The sequence below is a fragment of the Streptomyces sp. GESEQ-35 genome, from assembly GCF_017948485.1.
In the GTDB taxonomy this organism is placed as follows: domain Bacteria; phylum Actinomycetota; class Actinomycetes; order Streptomycetales; family Streptomycetaceae; genus Streptomyces.
This window is the reverse complement of the sequence record NZ_JAFFSX010000007.1, coordinates 105,424-121,536: the sequence shown is the minus strand read 5'-3', so window position 1 is coordinate 121,536 and position 16,113 is coordinate 105,424. Positions and strand designations below refer to the sequence as shown.

Genomic DNA, 16,113 nt, shown 5'->3' with positions numbered 1-16,113 from the left:
GGCGCTACGCCTCCCAGCCCGCCGGGAGATGGATCATCTTGTGTTCGAGGTACTCGCCGTAGCCCTCAGGGCCGAACTCCCGCCCCAGTCCGCTGTTCTTGTAGCCGCCGAACGGTCCGAGCATGTCGAGGCTGAAGGTGTTGACCGAGTAGGTGCCGGTACGGACCTGGCGGGCGACGTCGATGCCGCGCGCGACGTCCGCCGTCCACACGCTGCCGGACAGCCCGTAGTCGGAGTCGTTCGCGATCTTCACGGCGTCGTCCTCGTCGCCGTAGGGCAGCAGGCAGATCACCGGGCCGAAGATCTCCTCGCGGGCGATCCGCATCGAGTTGTCGACATCGCCGAAGAGCGTGGGCTCGACGTACCAGCCGCGGTCCAGGCCGGCCGGACGGCCGCCGCCCGTGAGGATCTTGGCGCCCTCCTCCTGGCCGATGCGGATGTAGTCGAGGTTGCGCTGCTGCTGGCGTTTGGCCACCAGTGGGCCGACCTGGGTCGACGTGTCCAGCGGGTCGCCGACCACCAGCGCGCCGGCCGCGGCGGCGAAGGCCTCGGCGAACTCGTCGTAGCGGGAGCGCGGCAGCAGGATGCGGGTCTGGGCGACACAGGCCTGTCCGTTGTTCATCCAGGCGGCGGGGACGATCCCGGCGACCGCTGCCTCGACGTCCGCGTCCGGCAGCACCACGGCCGCCGACTTGCCGCCCAACTCCAGTGTCACGCGGGTGAGGTTGCGCGCGGCCACCTCCATCACCCGCTTGCCCGCGGCCACCGAGCCGGTGAAGGAGACCTTGTCGATGCCGGGGTGCCCGACCAGGTACTCGCTGACCTCGCGGTCGGCGGGCAGGATCGACAGCACGCCCTCCGGCAGCCCGGCCTCCTTCGCTATCTCGCCGAGGATGTAGGCGTCCAGCGGCGACTCGGGCGAGGGCTTCAGCACCACCGCACACCCCGTGAGCAGCGCGGGCGCGAGCTTGGCGGCGGCGACGAACTGCGGGACGTTCCACGGGACGACGGCCGCGACGACCCCGACGGGCTCGCGGCGCACGAGGATCCGGCCGAGTACGCCGGCGCGCGTCTCCTCGTACACATAGTCCCGCGCGACGGTGATCGCCGCGTCCCACACCATCATCGCGCCGAGCGCCTGCGCGAGGACGCTCCAGGAGTACGGCGACCCGTTCTCGGAGGAGATCACGCGGGCGATCTCCTCGTGCCGTACGGCGATCGCGTCCTTGATCCGGGTGACCACGGCGATCCGCTCGTCGAGGCTCATCCGCGGCCAGGGTCCCTCGTCGAACGCGGCCCGCGCGACGGCGACGGCCCGGTCGACGTCCTCCTGGGACGCGTGCGGCACGCGTCCGATGACCTCTTCCGTGTGCGGCGAGATCACCTCGATGACGTCTTTGCCCAGGGGGTCGGTCAACTCCCCGCCGATGAACAGCTGTCCGTGTTCCACGAGCTCGGTCATGGCGACTGCCTCCCAGGGACTCTCTCCGGAGCCTCTCTGACGAACCATCAGATACTTCGGGTACGAAAACTGATAACAGTTCCGTTCGGAGGAGTCCAGGGACCTCACATCACTCGTCCCATGGAGTCGGGTGACTCGGGCTACCGTCGAAACCCGTTCTAGTTATAGTGACCGGGAGACGGCGATGGGGGAGCTCATGGCGCAGGTGTCCGATCACGGCGGTGGCGTACGGTCGATCCAGGTGCCCATCCCGGACAACCCCCTCGGCCACACGCTCGTGTACCTCGTCGACACCGACCGCGGACCGGTCCTGGTCGACACGGGCTGGGACGACCCGACGTCCTGGGACACCCTCGCCGACGGGCTTGCGGCGTGCGGGACTTCGCCCGACGGGATCCACGGCGTGGTCGTCACCCACCACCATCCCGACCATCACGGCCTGTCGGGCAAGGTGCGTGAGGCGTCCGGCGCGTGGATCGCGATGCACGAGGCGGACGCGGCGCTGGTCCGGCGGGCCCGCTCGACCGGCCCCGGGCGCTGGATGTCGTACATGACCGGCAAGCTCACGGCGGTCGGCGCCCCCGAGGACCACATCGCGCCCCTGCGTACCGCCCGCCCCCTCGCCCGCGTTCCCGGCCTCTCCCCCGCCCTGCCCGACCGCGAGATCGTCCCCGGCGAACTCCTCGACCTGCCCGGCCGCCGCCTGCGCGCGATCTGGACGCCGGGCCACACACCGGGCCACGTCTGTCTGCACCTGGAAGAGGAGCACCCCTCTCAACTCCCGGGCCACGGACGCCTGTTCTCCGGCGACCACCTGCTCCCGCAGATCACCCCGCACATCGGCCTGTACGAGGATCCCGGCGACGCCAACGTCACCGACCCCCTCGGCGACTACCTGGACTCCCTGGAGCGCGTCGGCCGCCTGGCCCCCGCCGAGGTGCTCCCCGCCCACCAGCACGCGTTCACCGACGCACCCGCCCGGGTACGGGAGCTGCTCGCCCACCACGAGGACCGCCTCACCGGCCTGCTGACCCTCCTCGCCGAACCCCTCACCCCCTGGCAGCTCGCCGAACGCATGGAGTGGAACCGTCCCTGGTCCCAGATCCCCTACGGCTCCAGGAACATCGCCGTCTCGGAGGCGGAGGCCCATCTGCGCCGGCTGGTGAAGCTGGGACGGGCAGAGGCGGTGACGGGGACGGATCCGGTGACGTACGTGGCGGTGGACTGAGCGGGACTGGTGAAGCCCGGTGCATACAGCGCCCCGAAGGGGCGCGGGGCTGTATCGATATGCGGCTCCGCCGCGTGGGCGCGACCAGCCACGACGGGCCCGCAGGCGATCGACGACCCATCGCGGCACTTCCCCGCGGAGCGGTCAGGCCCCGGCGTCACCTTCTCCTCACCGTCAGTCCGTGCCGACGGTGACCCGCTCCCAGCGGGCGTACTCGTCCATCAGCTCGGTGAACCGGCCCCGCACCATCTCCAGGCCGGCGGTGGCCACCGCGAGGTGCAGCGGGGGCTCGTCGATGCCCGTGATGCCGGCGACGGCCGCCATGGACCTGACGAGGTCGCCCCGCACCGCCTGCTTGTCGAACTCGATCATCTCGGCGTAGGAGGGCGCGTAGGCCGGGATGGACGTGGCGGGGAGCTTCGAACTGGTCCCGAAGCTGGTGTCGAAGCCCGCCGGCTCGACCAGGGTGACGTGGATGCCCAGCGGGCCGACCTCCTTGGCCAGTCCCTCGGTCAGGTTCTGCACGGCGCTCTTGGAGGCGCAGTACACGGCCATCGTGGGCAGGCTGACGTGGCCGCCCATGGAGCCGACGTTGAGGATGTGGCCGGAGCCACGTTCCCGCATGTGCGGGAGCACGGCCTGGGTCACCTGGACGAGGCCCACCACGTTGGTCTCGAACTGGTCGCGCAGCTGGTCGGGGCTGATTTCCTCGACCGCGCCGAGCTGTCCGTAGCCGGCGGCGTTGACGAGGGCGTCGAGGGCGCCGAAGCGGTCGATCGCCTCCTCGACGGCCCGCTCGATGGTGGCGGTGTCGGTGACGTCGAGGCGCGTGACCAGGACGTTGTCGAGGCCGGCGAAGGCCGGATTGGCCTTGGCCGGGTCCCGCATGGTGGCCACGACGTTCCAGTCGCGCCCCGCGTATTCGAAGGTGAGCGCCTCACCCATGCCGGTGGAAGCGCCGGTGATCAGAACGGTCTTACGCATGATGCCCTCTCTCGTGGTACTAAACAGAATCTACAAAACATGTATAGCACGCTCACTCGGTATGGTGCGTCTATGGCAGCAACCCGTGGGGACACCCAACGCCGCACACAGGTGCTCGCGGCGGCACTGACCGTTTTCGCCACGTTCGGTTACCGCAAGACATCGATGGACGCGGTGGCGCAGGCGGCGGACATCTCCCGTCCCGGCCTGTACTTCCTCTTCTCCGGCAAGGAGGAGCTGTTCCGCGAGACCATGCGGCAGGCGCTGGACGAGGCCCTGGGCGACGTCCGCACGGCACTGGCCGCGCCCGGCGCGGACCTCAACGCGCGTCTGGTGGCCGCGCTCGACGCCAATCTGGGCCGATACGTCGGCACGCACATCAACGAGGGCGTCGACGACCTGCTGGAGCACGGCACCGCACAGCTCCAGAACATGTACGACGACTACCGGGCCGCCTTCGTCGACGCACTCACCGAGGCCGTCGCCACCTCCGGCCGGCCCACGGGAACCGTCACCGCACGCCAGATCGCCGAGGTCCTGGAGGCCGCCGGCGAAGGGTGGAAGCACCGCGTCGCCGACCGCCCGGCATTCGTCGACAAACTCACCACGGCCGTCGACGTCGCCTTGCGCCCCACCACCTAGAAAACGACCACCCGGACCAACTCTTCGGCCCCACCGAGAAGTTCGCCCTCCGGGTTGACCGCACGGCGGCGAAGCACGGTGCACACAGCGCCCCGAAGGGGCGCGGGGCTGTATCGATATGCGGCTCCGCCGCGTGGGCGCGACCAGCCCCCACCGACCCGCAGCCGAACCACACCTCCCACGGAGCACTCGGCCCTGAGCAGGACTGATGAAGCCCGGTGCGCACAGCGCCCCGTAGGGGCGCGGGGAACTGCGCGACCAGCCCCCACCGGCCCGCAGGCAAACCACACCTCCCACGGAGCACTCGGCCCCGCTCACAGCCACCCCCCAGCCGTTCGACGACGGGCCGGTAGAGTGGCCGGGTCGTCATCACACCCGTACGGGGGGAAGCCGGTGCAATTCCGGCGCTGACCCGCAACCGTGAGCCGCTCCCAGAAGGCGGTGAGCCGGACTGCCCCACACGGTCGTGACCGGCTCACGCGCATCGGCGACCGGCCGGTGCGCGGCACCGTCGAGGTATACGGAGCCGAGCCGCCCGGGGGTGTCCCGTGCTGCCCGGCTCCCTCAGGGAGAGGCACCCGCCGATCATGAACGTCCGCCGCAGCGCCGCGGTCCTGGCCGCCCTCGCCGTGATCGGCACGGCCGCGCCCGCCGTCGCCGCCCCGTCCCCCTCCCCGTCGGTGGCGATACCCGACGGGCTGTACGGCAGCACCGACCCGACGTACGACGGTGTCTGGCGCCAGTCACTGGCCCTGGTCGCGCAGATCAGGTCGGACGTGAAGCCTGCCGCCAAGGCCGTCGACTGGTTGCTCGGACAGCAGTGCGAGAACGGGGCGTTCGCGCCCTTCCGCGCCGAGCCCGCCAAGGCCTGTGACGCCAAGGTCATGGTCGACACCAACAGCACGGCCGCCGCGGCCCAAGCCCTGGCCCTGGCCGGCGACGGCAACCACATGGACGTCGCCAAGAAGGCGGCGCAGTGGCTGAAGTCCCTCCAGAACAAGGACGGCGGCTGGGGCTACACCCCCGGCGGACCCAGCGACGCCAACTCGACCTCCGTCGTCATCGGTGCCCTCAACGCCATCGGCCAGGGCCCCGAGACCGCGGTGAACGACGGCAAGTCTCCCTACGACGCCCTGCGCGAGCTGGCCCTGCCGTGCGCCGACGGCGGCGCCTTCGCCTACCAGCCGGACAAGAAGGGCAAGTTGGCCGCCAACGCGGATGCGACCGCGGCGGCCGTGCTCGGTCTGAAGGGCATGAGCATGGAGTCGGCGAAGGCCGCCGCCGACACGGACCTCACCTGCGCCGACGCCACCCACCCCGACCCGGACCGGGCCGCCGCCAACGGCGCCTCCTACCTGGCCGAGACGGTGCGGAAGGACGGCTACCTGAAGTCCGCGCTCGCCGGTGCCGAGGACCAGCCCGACTACGGCAACACCGCGGACGCGGTCGTCGCACTCGCCGTGACGGGAGGTCCGAAGGCGGCGCAGAAGCCGCTGACCTGGCTTGAGGAGAACACCGCGGACTGGGCGAAGCAGAGCGGGCCCGCCGCCTACGCCCAGCTGATCCTCGCCGCCGCCGCGACCGGCGCCGACCCGCGCGACTTCGGCGGCGCAAACCTGGTCGAGCAGCTCAACGCGACGGGCCCGGCCCCGCAGGCCACCGCATCCACCGAAAAGAGCGACGACGACTCCTCCTCCCTCAACGTCTGGTGGATCGTCGGCGTCGGTCTCGTCGCCGGTATCGGCATCGGCTTCCTGCTGAGCGGCCGCAACAAGAGGCGACAGCCGTGATCCGCCGCCGGTCCGCCGCCCTGCTCCTGGCCGCGTCGGTCCTCCTGGGACTCCTGGGAACCGCCGGCCAGGCGCACGCCGTCGGCTACCGCTACTGGTCCTTCTGGGACCGCACCGGCACCACCTGGACCTACGCCACCCAGGGACCCTCCCTCGTCCGCCCCTCCGACGGCGACGTCCAGGGCTTCCGCTTCGCGGTGAGCGAGGACTCGGCCGACGCCACCAAGCCCCGCGGCAAGGCCGACTTCGCCGCCATCTGCGCCAACACCCCACCGGCGGACGGCAAGAAGCGGGTCGCCCTGGTCATCGACTTCGGTACGCCGACGGACGCTCCCGGGGGAGAAACCCCACCCCAGCCCCGTACGGCTTGCGCGGCGATCTCCCCCGACGCGACATCCGCCGAGGCCCTGGCCACCGTCGCCAAACCCCTCCGCTACAACACCAACGCCCTCCTCTGCGCCATCGCGGGCTATCCGGAGACGGGCTGCGGGGAGCCGGTGACGAAGAAGAACGGCACCGCGACAGAGAAGAAGTCGGCGGACGGAGGCCCATCGGTGGGGCTGCTTGCCGGTGCGGCGGCGGTGGCCGCGCTGGGCACGGCGGCACTGTGGCAAGCACGGCGGCGCAGGCATGACTGAGCGGCCCCGGCCAAGTCGGCTACAGTCCGGCAGCGCCCCGAAGGGGCGCGGGGAACTGCACTCACGTCCCCGCGCACAACTCCACCCCGGCACCTGGTGGCTCTGGTCGATAAGCCTCGGCATCGCCGCCACCCGCACCACCAACCCCCTCCTCCTCGCCCTCCTCATCACCACATCCGCCTACGTCGTGGCCACCTGCCGCCCCAACACCCCCACCGCCCGCTCCTACACCGCCTTCGTCAAACTCGCCCTCGTCGTCATAGCCATCCGTCTCCTCTTCGCCATCGCCCTCGGCTCCCCCATCCCCGGCACGCACACCCTCCTCACCCTCCCCGAAGTCCCCCTCCCCGACTGGGCTCAGGGCATCCGCCTGGGCGGCAAGGTCACCGCCGAATCCCTTCTCGCCGCCCTCTACGACGGCCTGCGCCTCGCCACCCTCCTCATCTGCGTAGGCGCGGCGAACGCCCTCGCCAACCCGTCCCGGCTCCTCAAGTCCCTCCCGGGCGCGCTGTACGAGACCGGCGTAGCAGTCGTCGTAGCCCTCACCTTCGCGCCGAACCTCATCGCGGACGTCCAGCGTCTGCGCGCCGCCCGCCGTCTGCGCGGCCGCCCGGACAGGGGCATCCGCGGCCTCGCCCACGTCGGACTCCCGGTCCTGGAGGGCGCGTTGGAACGCTCCGTCGCCCTCGCCGCGGCGATGGACGCCCGCGGCTACGGCCGTACGGCCGACGTCCCGCCCGCCGTCCGCCGTACGACCACCGCCCTCACCCTCGGCGGCCTGCTCGGCGTCTGCGCGGGAACGTACGGACTCCTCACCGCCGAAGGCGGCACGTACGGCCTCCCGGTCCTCCTCGCCGGACTCGCCGCGGCCCTCGCCGGACTCCACCTCGGCGGCCGTCGCTCCCTGCGCACCCGCTACCGCCCGGACCCCTGGAACGCCCGCGCCTGGCTGGTCACCGCGTCCGGCGCGGCCGTAGCGGCCGCCCTCACCCTCGCCGCGACCCACAACCCGGCCGCGCTGCACCCCGGCCTGGTCCCCCTGGTCGCCCCCACCCTCCCCCTCTGGCCCGCGGCGGCCGTACTCCTCGGCCTGCTCCCCGCCTTCATCGCGCCCAACCCGAAGGAACAGTCATGATCCGCTTCGACGATGTCTCCGTGACGTACGACGGAGCGGCCGAACCCACCGTCCAGGGCGTGGACTTCGAGGTGCCCGAAGGTGAACTGGTCCTGCTCGCCGGCCCGTCCGGCGTCGGCAAATCCACCCTCCTCGGCACGGTCAGCGGGCTCGTCCCGCACTTCACCGGCGGCACCCTGCGCGGCCGTGTCACGGTCGCCGGCCGTGACACCCGTACGCACAAACCGCGTGAACTGGCCGACGTGGTCGGCACGGTGGGACAGGATCCGCTCTCCCACTTCGTGACGGACGTCGTCGAGGACGAACTCGCCTACGGCATGGAGTCGTTGGGCCTCGCCCCGGACGTGATGCGCCGCCGCGTCGAGGAGACCCTGGACCTGCTCGGCCTGGCCGACCTGCGGCACCGCCCCATCGCCACCCTCTCCGGCGGCCAGCAACAACGCGTCGCCATCGGCTCGGTCCTCACCCCGCACCCGAGGGTCCTCGTCCTCGACGAGCCGACCTCCGCCCTCGACCCCGCGGCCGCCGAAGAGGTCCTCGCAGTCCTGCAACGCCTGGTCCACGACCTCGGCACCACGGTCCTCCTCGCCGAACACCGCCTGGAACGCGTCATCCAGTACGCCGACCAGGTAGCCCTGCTGCCCGCCCCCGGCACACCCCCGATCTTGGGCATCCCGGCCGAGGTGATGGCCGTATCCCCGGTATATCCCCCGGTCGTAGCCCTGGGCCGCCTGGCAGACTGGACCCCCCTGCCACTAACGGTCCGTGACGCGCGACGACGGGCAACAGACCTACGGGCACAACTCAGCGAGCGGGACAGCAACGCCCTTAAGGGGCGCGGGGAACTGCGCGATCAACCACAACGCATCCGCAGCCGCCCCCCATCCGCACCCCCCGAGCTATTGGGCGCCACCCACCGCCGATGGTTCCGACGCAGCTCCACCCCAACTTCCGCCTACGCCGCCGACGTACAAGCCCTCACCGTCACCCGCGACCACATCCGCGCCCTCCACCACATCGACCTCACCGTCACCCCCGGCGAAACCATCGCCCTCATGGGCCGCAACGGCGCCGGAAAATCCACCCTGCTCAACACCCTCGTCGGCCTCGCCGAACCGTCCGCCGGTTCAGTTCACGTCGGCGGAGCCATACCTCACCGCACCCCACCCCGCGACCTCGTACGCCGAGTCGGCCTCGTCCCCCAGGAACCCCGCGACCTCCTATACGCCAACACCGTCGGAGACGAATGCACGGCCGCCGACGCCGACGCGGGCGCCACCCCCGGCACCTGCCGAACCCTCGTCTCCGAGCTGCTGCCGGGCATCCAGGACGACACGCACCCGCGCGACCTCTCCGAGGGCCAGCGCCTGACCCTCGCGCTGGCCGTCGTCCTCACCGCCCGCCCACCGCTCCTCCTCCTCGACGAGCCGACCCGCGGCCTCGACTACGCGGCGAAGGCCCGCCTGGTCGCGCTCCTTCGTGAGCTGGCCGCGCAGGGCCACGCCATCGTCCTGGCCACCCACGACGTGGAACTGACCGCCGAGCTCGCCCACCGGGTGATCCTGCTGGCCGAGGGCGAGGTGATCGCCGACGGCCCGACGGCCGAGGTGGTCGTGTCGTCCCCGTCCTTCGCCCCGCAGGTCACGAAGATCCTGGCCCCACAGCGTTGGCTCACGGTCGCGCAGGTGAAGGAGGCCCTGGCATGACACGAGCCGTCCCCCTCGGCCCCCGCTCCATCACCGCCCTCGCCCTCGTCAGCGCGGTGGGCGTGATCGCCTTCGGCTGGCCCTTCCTCGCCCCGCCCACCTCCCAGGTCGGCGCACACGCCCAGGACGCCCCCTGGCTGTTCGCGGGCCTGCTGGTGCTGCTGGTCGCGGTGGTGGCGGCGACGATCTCCGAGTCGGGGCTCGGCCCGAAGGCGGTCGCGATGCTGGGCGTACTCGCCGCGACCGGCGCCGCCCTGCGTCCCCTGGGTGCCGGGACAGCGGGCCTGGAGCCGATGTTCTTCCTCATGGTGCTGAGCGGCCGCGTCCTCGGTCCTGGCTTCGGCTTCGTCCTCGGCTCGGTCACCATGTTCGCGTCGGCGCTGCTCACGGGTGGGGTGGGCCCGTGGATGCCGTTCCAGATGCTGGCGATGGGCTGGTTCACGATGGGCGCGGGCCTGCTTCCGGGCCCCGACCGCCTGCGCGGCCGTACAGAACTCGCCCTCCTCTCCGCCTACGGCTTCCTCGCCGCCTTCGCCTACGGCACGGTCATGAACCTGGCCGGCTGGCCCTTCATGGGCGCCCTCGCCTCGAACATCGCCTTCGACCCGGACGCGGCCGTCCCCGCGAACCTGGCCCGCTTCATCGCGTACTGCGTCGCCACCTCGCTCGGCTGGGACCTGGGTCGCGCGATCGTCACCGTCGTCCTCACGGTCACCCTCGGCCCGGCAATCCTCAAGGCGCTGCGCCGGGCCACCCGGCGGGCGGCTTTCGAGGCGCCGGTCACATTCGACGCACCCGTTGCGTGAGAGGGCGTGGACCGATTGTCAGGAGCGCGGTGAACCACCCCACATGACCCACATCACCTACGATCCAGCTTAGTCGGGCAATTCGGACGCCATGCGCATGCCATAACCGCCCCTGACCTGCGCGTTGAGAGCCACGTCACACAAGCGACCTTCCCCCCAGATGCGACCACAACTAGTAAAAGGGGTCATTGCGGACCACCTCCCGGCCTGTTTCTCTGGATGACGTCGCACGGCGCCGATGTGCCCTCAGGGCCACGGCGCCCATGCATGCCCCCACCGCCTCCGTGCGGCACCGGCTTGCCCGCGACGCACTGTCCCCGAAGAAAAAGGTTCTCCGTGTCTGTCTCCCGCATCGCCCGCCGCATCGCGTCCCCGAAGAAGGCCCTCACGACCGCCGCCGTGGCCGCTGCCGCCACCGGCCTGGTCCTGACCGCGGCCCCGGCGCAGGCGGCGTCCACGTCCTCCGCCACCCAGGCGCAGGCGATCGCGAAGAAGATGATCCCGAGCACCGCCCAGTACAACGCCTTCAGCAAGATCGTCGAGCACGAGAGCGGCTGGGACGTCGACGCCACCAACGCCTCCTCCGGCGCCTACGGCCTGGTCCAGGCCCTGCCGGGCTCGAAGATGGCCTCGGCCGGCTCGGACTGGAAGACCAACGCCGAGACCCAGATCGAGTGGGGTCTCGACTACATGAACGACCGCTACGGCAGCCCGGTCGGCGCCTGGAACTTCTGGCAGGCCAACGGCTGGTACTGATCCCGGCCCACAGCACGTGAAGGCGGCGGCCCCCGATCCCCGGGGCCGCCGCCTTCACCCATTCCCCGGCCGGGTCACAGGGTGACGGTCTTGTACTCGACGTACTGAGTGAGCCCGACCGCGCCGTACTCACGGCCGATCCCGCTGGCCTTGTGGCCGCCGAACGGGCCGTCGAAGGCGATGGGTGCGCCGTTCACGGTGACCGTGCCGGTCCGCAGGCGGCGGGCGACGTCGAGCGCATGGGCCTGGTCGGCGGACCACACGCCACCGGAGAGGCCGTACTCGGAGTCGTTGGCGATCCGCACGGCGTCGTCCTCGTCGTCGTAGGCGATGACGACGAGGACCGGGCCGAAGATCTCCTCCTGGGCGATCCGCATCGAGTTGTCGACGTCGGCGAACACGGTCGGGGTGACGTAGTTGCCGTTCTCGAGTCCCTGCGGAACCTGGGGACCGCCGGTGACGAGCCGGGCGCCTTCCTTGATGCCGAGTTCGATGTAGTCGCGCACGCGCTGCTGCTGGTCGCGGCGGACCATCGGGCCGATGAACGTGTCGGGGTCGTTCGGGTCACCGACCTTGAGCGACTCCACGAGGTCCTTGAGTTCGGCGACGACCTCTTCGTACCGGCCGCGCGGGGCGAGGATGCGGGTCTGGGCGATGCACGCCTCGCCGTTGTTCATCAAGGACGCGAACTTCAGCCCCTGCACGGCCTGTTGCACGTCGGCGTCGGGCAGGATGACGGCGGCCGACTTCCCGCCCAGCTCCAGGCTGACCCGCTTCAGCTGCTCGCCCGCGATGGCGGCGATCCTGCGGCCGGCCCGGGTCGAGCCGGTGAACGCGATCTTGTCCACGTCGGGGTGTGACACCAGGTACTCACTGGTCTCCCGGTCGGCGGGCAGGACGCTGATCACTCCCTCCGGCAGACCGGCCCGCTCCAGCAGCCCGGCGAGGAATCCCATGCTCAGCGAGTTCTCCGGGGACACCTTGAGGACGACCGTGTTGCCGGCGAGCAGTGCCGGGATGATCTTGGCCAGGGCCGCGGAGAACGGCGAGTTCCACGGGATGACGGCGGCCACGACGCCGATGGGCTCGCGGCGCACCACGCTCCGCGTCGGGGAGGCGGAGTCGGACGGCGTCAGGGTCTCCTCCCAGCCGAACTGCTCGGCCGCCTTGAGGTAGGCCCCCGCCTGCCGGGTGAGCCCCGGCTGCCCGGCCAGCGTGAACCATCCGGCCGAGCCGTTCTCGGCGGAGATGAGGGCGGCGATCTTCTCCGCGCCCGCCTCACGCAGCGCGTTCAGCCGCCGGACGACGTCGATGCGCTCCGCCGGTGCCATGCGGGGCCAGGGCCCCTCGTCGAAGGCGGCACGGGCAGCGGCCACGGCACGGTCCACGTCGGCGGGCAGGGCCTGCGCGGCACGGCCGATCACCTCCTGGTCGTGCGGCGACAGGATGTCGAGCAGTTCCGGGCTGGTCGGCGCGGTCCAGGAACCCGCGATGAAGAGTCGGTCGTACGTGATCATTTGCTCTCTCCCAAGACCTGAGGACTGGACTGCCCTGCCTCCACTAACTGTCACTTCAATGTAGCACTTATGATACCTACGACCTCGATGATGAGGCATAAATGCGGCTAGGTTCCACACCACCAGCTATGCTCGCCACGTGAGAGCAGACGCAGCCCGCAACCTGGAAGCCGTCCTGACGACCGGAGCGCGCATGCTCGCCGCCGACCCGGGCGCGAGCGTCGCCGCGATCGCCGCCGAGACCGGTGTCGACCGACGCACCGTCTATCGGCGGTTCGCCTCCCGCGAGGAACTGCTGGCGGCCATCTACGAGGCCCGATACGACGCCGTCGAGCGGGTCGTCGAGGACTCCAGGCTGCGCGAGGCTCCCGTCGCCGTGGCCCTGCACCGGTACGTCGAAGGGATCATCGGCGTCAATCGCAAGTGGCCCGTGGAACTCACCCGGATGAAGGCCGACGAGGCGATCCGCGAACGGCGTGACGGCCTGATACGGGAGGTCGACACCTTCCTCCAGCGCGCCACCGACGAGGGACTCCTCCGGGCGGACACCCCGACGGCATGGGCGAGTTCACTGCTGCCACAGCTCATGCACCTGGCCTCACAGGAGTTGCCCGAACTCAGCGCGGCGCAGGCCGCCGACATGGTCGTAGACACCTTTCTGCGAGGGCTCGGCACGGAGTGACCGCCCGTAGCGCCCCACCCGTCCCACTCCTACCGGAGATTCCATGAGCACGCAGAAGGCCGAGACGCAGCCGTACGACCCCGAGGCGCGCGGACTGCGGCTGGTGCCGGTGCTGTTGTTGCTGACGGTGGTCAGCGGGCTGATCGACGCGGTGAGTTATCTGGGGCTGGGGCACGTCTTCACGGCGAACATGACCGGCAACGTGGTGGTCCTCGGCTTCGCGGCGGCGGGGGCACCCGGGTTCTCCATTGCGCACACGTTGACGTCACTGGCGTCCTTCCTGGTGGGCGCGGTGGCGGGCGGGCGTATCGCGGCCTGGCGGGGCGGCGGCTCGCGCAGGACCTGGACTCGGCTCACCCTCGCCGCGGAGGCACTACTCCTGGGCGCGTCAGCCGCGGTCGCCTTCGCGGCGCCGGACGCCACCGCCACGAAGTACACCCTCATCGCAGTGACAGCCTTCGCGATGGGCCTGCGCAACGCGACCGTCCGCAAGCTCGGCATCCCCGATCTGACCACCACGGTCCTGACGATGACCCTGACCGGCCTCGCCTCCGACTCCCGCGCCGGCGGCGGCACGGGCGTGCACTCCCCGCGCCGCACCGCCTCGGTCGTGGCCATGCTGGCGGGCGCGGCACTGGGCGCGTGGCTGGTGATCCACGTGAACCTGGGCGTCCCCCTGCTGATCACGGCGGTGCTGGTCGCCCTGCTGGCAGTGACGGCATCGGGCCGGGAGTGACGGCACGCGACGCCAACCACAAAAAACCCGGCGCGTCAAACCGAGCTTTCTTTCACATCTGTTACTAACCTCCCATAACGGTATGAAGCGGATCTTTTACAGATCCCACACACCTCACCCACCGGAGATGACATGAACAAGCTTCGCAAGGCTGCCGTCCTGGTCGCCATCCTCGGCAGCGTCGGCGCTCTGAGCGCCGGCACCGCCAGCGCCAACGGCGACGACGGCGGCAAGGGCAAGGGCGGCAACTACAACGTCCAGCAGAGCACCGAGTGCAAGTCGCACGACCTGAACATCGACATCCTCGGCCAGATCGGGATCCTCGACGGCCTGCTGGGCAACGGGCTCAACGGCGAGGGCAACTCGGGCGGCCAGGGCAAGCACCTGGGCTCGACCATGGGTTGCGACAACACCGCCTTCTGAGCGGGTTACGGCCGCACAGGCGGCCGGGAGCAGAAAAACAGGTCCCGGCACCGAGCCACAGGCTCGGTGCCGGGACCTCCCCTTCGGGACGGGCCGGCGGCGCGCCGGGAGCTGCCGCCGGCCCGGGTCGATGGGTCAGGCCAGGGTGACCTGGAGTTCTTTCACACCGTTGATCCACGCCGAGCGCAGCCGCCGTGGGTCGCCCACCAGCCGTAGGTCCGGCATCGCCTCGGCTATCGCGTTGAAGATGAGGTCGATCTCCAGCACGGCCAGGGACTTGCCGAGGCAGTAGTGCGGGCCTCCGCCGCCGAAGCCGAGGTGCGGGTTCGGGTCGCGGGTGATGTCGAAGCTGTCGGGGTTGTCGAAGACCTCGGGGTCGTGGTTGGCCGCGGCGTAGAAGATGCCGACCCGGTCGCCCTTCTTGATCTGCTTGCCGCCCAACTCCGTGTCCTGGGTCGCCGTGCGCTGGAAGGAGTTGACCGGGGCCGCCCAGCGGACGATCTCTTCCGCCGCCGTCGCCGGACGCTCCGCCTTGTACAGGTCCCACTGGTCAGGGTTGGTCAGGAACGCGTGCATGCCGTGGGTGATGGCGTTGCGGGTCGTTTCGTTTCCCGCCACCGCCAGCATCAGCACGAAGAAGCCGAACTCGTCGGAGCGGAGGTTCCCTTCGTCCTCCGCCGACACCAGCGTGGTCACGATGTCCTTCGCCGGGCACTGCTTGCGATCGGCGGCCATGTTCATCGCGTACGCGATGAGTTCGGTGGCCGACTCGGCGCCGACCTCCTCGGTGATCGCGTACTCCGGGTCGTCGTACGAGATCATCTTGTTGGACCAGTCGAAGATCTTGGTCCGGTCGTCCTGGGGGATGCCGATCAGCTCGGCGATGGCCTGGAGGGGCAGTTCGCAGGCGACGGACGTGACGAAGTCGAAGGGGCCGGGGTTGGCGCGCGCCTCCGACACGATCGATGCCGCCCTGGTCCGCAGCCGCTCCTCCAGCGCCCGTATCGCGCGCGGCGTGAAGACCCGTTGGACTATCTGGCGGACCCTCGTGTGCTCCGGCGGGTCCATGTTCAGGAGGATCAGACGCTGGGCGTCTATCGCGTCCCGCTCGATGTGCTCGTTGAAGCGGATGATCGCGGTGTTGAGGTAGGAGGAGTAGAGCTCGGGGTGCGTGGAGACGTACTTGACGTCCGCATGCCGGGTGACGGCCCAGTACCCCTCGTCCTGGAATCCCGCCAGGTTGGACGTCTGGGGGATCCAGCGGACCGGTTCGGCCCGCCGTAGTTCCGCGAACTCCGGCAGGGGGACTCGGTGTTGCAGCAGATCGGGGTCGGTGAAGTCGAACCCGTCGGGAAGCGCTGGACAGGACATCGGCGGCTCCGGCCATCTGACGGTCCATCAGTAACGGGGAATCGCCGTGAAGGTAGTAACGGGTTCTACAAGTCGCAAGGGGTACGGCACTCCCAATTGCGTGCGGAGTTCGTGCAGATCGCAACTTCGGAGGCTGCACGACCCTTGCGGCAGTGGACATCCTGTCAGCAGACTGCAAGCAGAACTAGAACGCGTACTAGTTCTGCGTGGCGGGCAGGGCCGGGACGCCCCCGCGCC

15 protein-coding genes and 1 riboswitch are annotated in these 16,113 nt (G+C 70.4%); of the genes, 11 read left to right on the top strand and 4 right to left on the bottom strand.

Annotation, left to right across the window (positions count from 1 at the left end; genetic code table 11):
* Window positions 1–4: 4 nt before the first annotated feature.
* Window positions 5–1,462: an aldehyde dehydrogenase gene (locus tag KCH87_RS16120; protein ID WP_210586774.1), complete on the bottom strand. Its 1,458-nt coding sequence runs from the start codon at window positions 1,460–1,462 to the stop codon at window positions 5–7.
* A 196-nt stretch (window positions 1,463–1,658) separates the two neighbouring features.
* On the opposite strand from KCH87_RS16120, the gene KCH87_RS16115 reads away from it, so the two are divergent.
* Complete coding sequence (locus tag KCH87_RS16115) at window positions 1,659–2,690, top strand: MBL fold metallo-hydrolase (protein WP_210586980.1); 1,032 nt, start codon at window positions 1,659–1,661, stop codon at window positions 2,688–2,690.
* Window positions 2,691–2,864: 174 nt separating this feature from the next.
* On the opposite strand, the gene KCH87_RS16110 is transcribed toward KCH87_RS16115, so the two are convergent.
* Window positions 2,865–3,674 (bottom strand): SDR family NAD(P)-dependent oxidoreductase, encoded by an 810-nt coding sequence (locus tag KCH87_RS16110; protein WP_210586773.1) that lies wholly within the window; start codon window positions 3,672–3,674, stop codon window positions 2,865–2,867.
* Between the two features lie 72 nt (window positions 3,675–3,746).
* On the opposite strand from KCH87_RS16110, the gene KCH87_RS16105 reads away from it, so the two are divergent.
* From KCH87_RS16105 to KCH87_RS16075, 7 genes are all read left to right on the top strand, one after another.
* Window positions 3,747–4,316 carry a TetR/AcrR family transcriptional regulator gene (locus KCH87_RS16105; protein WP_247196301.1) on the top strand — a complete coding sequence of 190 codons (570 nt, stop codon included), beginning with the start codon at window positions 3,747–3,749 and terminating at the stop codon, window positions 4,314–4,316.
* Between the two features lie 383 nt (window positions 4,317–4,699).
* A riboswitch (cobalamin riboswitch) is annotated at window positions 4,700–4,773 on the top strand.
* A gap of 130 nt (window positions 4,774–4,903) precedes the next feature.
* The gene (locus KCH87_RS16100) at window positions 4,904–6,106 is read left to right on the top strand and encodes a prenyltransferase/squalene oxidase repeat-containing protein (protein WP_210586772.1); all 1,203 of its coding nucleotides are present in this window, start codon (window positions 4,904–4,906) and stop codon (window positions 6,104–6,106) included.
* A complete protein-coding gene (locus KCH87_RS16095) occupies window positions 6,103–6,744 on the top strand; it encodes an SCO2322 family protein (RefSeq protein WP_210586771.1) in 642 nt (213 codons plus the stop codon). The genes KCH87_RS16100 and KCH87_RS16095 overlap by 4 nt, the downstream gene beginning before the upstream one ends.
* Window positions 6,737–7,879, top strand: a complete 1,143-nt coding sequence (locus tag KCH87_RS16090) for an energy-coupling factor transporter transmembrane component T (protein ID WP_210586770.1) — start codon at window positions 6,737–6,739, stop codon at window positions 7,877–7,879. The genes KCH87_RS16095 and KCH87_RS16090 overlap by 8 nt, the downstream gene beginning before the upstream one ends.
* Window positions 7,876–9,585, top strand: coding sequence for an ABC transporter ATP-binding protein (locus tag KCH87_RS16085; protein ID WP_210586769.1), 1,710 nt, complete (start codon window positions 7,876–7,878; stop codon window positions 9,583–9,585). Before KCH87_RS16090 ends, KCH87_RS16085 begins: the two co-directional genes overlap by 4 nt.
* A complete protein-coding gene (locus KCH87_RS16080; protein ID WP_210586768.1) occupies window positions 9,582–10,391 on the top strand; it encodes an ECF transporter S component in 810 nt (269 codons plus the stop codon). Before KCH87_RS16085 ends, KCH87_RS16080 begins: the two co-directional genes overlap by 4 nt.
* A 336-nt stretch (window positions 10,392–10,727) precedes the next feature.
* Window positions 10,728–11,147: a transglycosylase SLT domain-containing protein gene (locus tag KCH87_RS16075; protein ID WP_210586767.1), complete on the top strand. Its 420-nt coding sequence runs from the start codon at window positions 10,728–10,730 to the stop codon at window positions 11,145–11,147.
* Between the two features lie 74 nt (window positions 11,148–11,221).
* On the opposite strand, the gene KCH87_RS16070 is transcribed toward KCH87_RS16075, so the two are convergent.
* Window positions 11,222–12,664, bottom strand: a complete 1,443-nt coding sequence (locus tag KCH87_RS16070) for an aldehyde dehydrogenase (protein WP_210586766.1) — start codon at window positions 12,662–12,664, stop codon at window positions 11,222–11,224.
* Between the two features lie 193 nt (window positions 12,665–12,857).
* Between KCH87_RS16070 and KCH87_RS16065 the strand changes: the two genes are divergently transcribed.
* The 3 genes from KCH87_RS16065 (at window position 12,858) to KCH87_RS16055 (ending at window position 14,505) form a co-directional block, all read left to right on the top strand.
* Window positions 12,858–13,346 carry a TetR/AcrR family transcriptional regulator gene (locus tag KCH87_RS16065; protein ID WP_210586978.1) on the top strand — a complete coding sequence of 163 codons (489 nt, stop codon included), beginning with the start codon at window positions 12,858–12,860 and terminating at the stop codon, window positions 13,344–13,346.
* 43 nt (window positions 13,347–13,389) lie between these two features.
* Window positions 13,390–14,082 (top strand): YoaK family protein, encoded by a 693-nt coding sequence (locus KCH87_RS16060; protein WP_210586765.1) that lies wholly within the window; start codon window positions 13,390–13,392, stop codon window positions 14,080–14,082.
* Window positions 14,083–14,214: 132 nt separating this feature from the next.
* A complete protein-coding gene (locus KCH87_RS16055; protein ID WP_210586764.1) occupies window positions 14,215–14,505 on the top strand; it encodes a hypothetical protein in 291 nt (96 codons plus the stop codon).
* Window positions 14,506–14,640: 135 nt separating this feature from the next.
* On the opposite strand, the gene KCH87_RS16050 is transcribed toward KCH87_RS16055, so the two are convergent.
* Window positions 14,641–15,876 carry a cytochrome P450 gene (locus KCH87_RS16050; RefSeq protein WP_210586763.1) on the bottom strand — a complete coding sequence of 412 codons (1,236 nt, stop codon included), beginning with the start codon at window positions 15,874–15,876 and terminating at the stop codon, window positions 14,641–14,643.
* Window positions 15,877–16,113 lie beyond the last annotated feature (237 nt).

Excerpts from the sequence above, each read along its gene's own strand:
- KCH87_RS16120 (WP_210586774.1), bottom strand. The coding sequence starts at position 1,462 with ATGACCGAGCTCGTGGAACACGGACAGCTGTTCATCGGCGGGGAGTTG.
- KCH87_RS16115 (WP_210586980.1), top strand. The coding sequence starts at position 1,659 with ATGGCGCAGGTGTCCGATCACGGCGGTGGCGTACGGTCGATCCAGGTG.
- KCH87_RS16110 (WP_210586773.1), bottom strand. The coding sequence starts at position 3,674 with ATGCGTAAGACCGTTCTGATCACCGGCGCTTCCACCGGCATGGGTGAG.
- KCH87_RS16105 (WP_247196301.1), top strand. The coding sequence starts at position 3,747 with ATGGCAGCAACCCGTGGGGACACCCAACGCCGCACACAGGTGCTCGCG.
- KCH87_RS16100 (WP_210586772.1), top strand. The coding sequence starts at position 4,904 with ATGAACGTCCGCCGCAGCGCCGCGGTCCTGGCCGCCCTCGCCGTGATC.
- KCH87_RS16090 (WP_210586770.1), top strand. The coding sequence starts at position 6,737 with ATGACTGAGCGGCCCCGGCCAAGTCGGCTACAGTCCGGCAGCGCCCCG.
- KCH87_RS16085 (WP_210586769.1), top strand. The coding sequence starts at position 7,876 with ATGATCCGCTTCGACGATGTCTCCGTGACGTACGACGGAGCGGCCGAA.
- KCH87_RS16080 (WP_210586768.1), top strand. The coding sequence starts at position 9,582 with ATGACACGAGCCGTCCCCCTCGGCCCCCGCTCCATCACCGCCCTCGCC.
- KCH87_RS16070 (WP_210586766.1), bottom strand. The coding sequence starts at position 12,664 with ATGATCACGTACGACCGACTCTTCATCGCGGGTTCCTGGACCGCGCCG.
- KCH87_RS16065 (WP_210586978.1), top strand. The coding sequence starts at position 12,858 with ATGCTCGCCGCCGACCCGGGCGCGAGCGTCGCCGCGATCGCCGCCGAG.
- KCH87_RS16060 (WP_210586765.1), top strand. The coding sequence starts at position 13,390 with ATGAGCACGCAGAAGGCCGAGACGCAGCCGTACGACCCCGAGGCGCGC.
- KCH87_RS16055 (WP_210586764.1), top strand. The coding sequence starts at position 14,215 with ATGAACAAGCTTCGCAAGGCTGCCGTCCTGGTCGCCATCCTCGGCAGC.
- KCH87_RS16050 (WP_210586763.1), bottom strand. The coding sequence starts at position 15,876 with ATGTCCTGTCCAGCGCTTCCCGACGGGTTCGACTTCACCGACCCCGAT.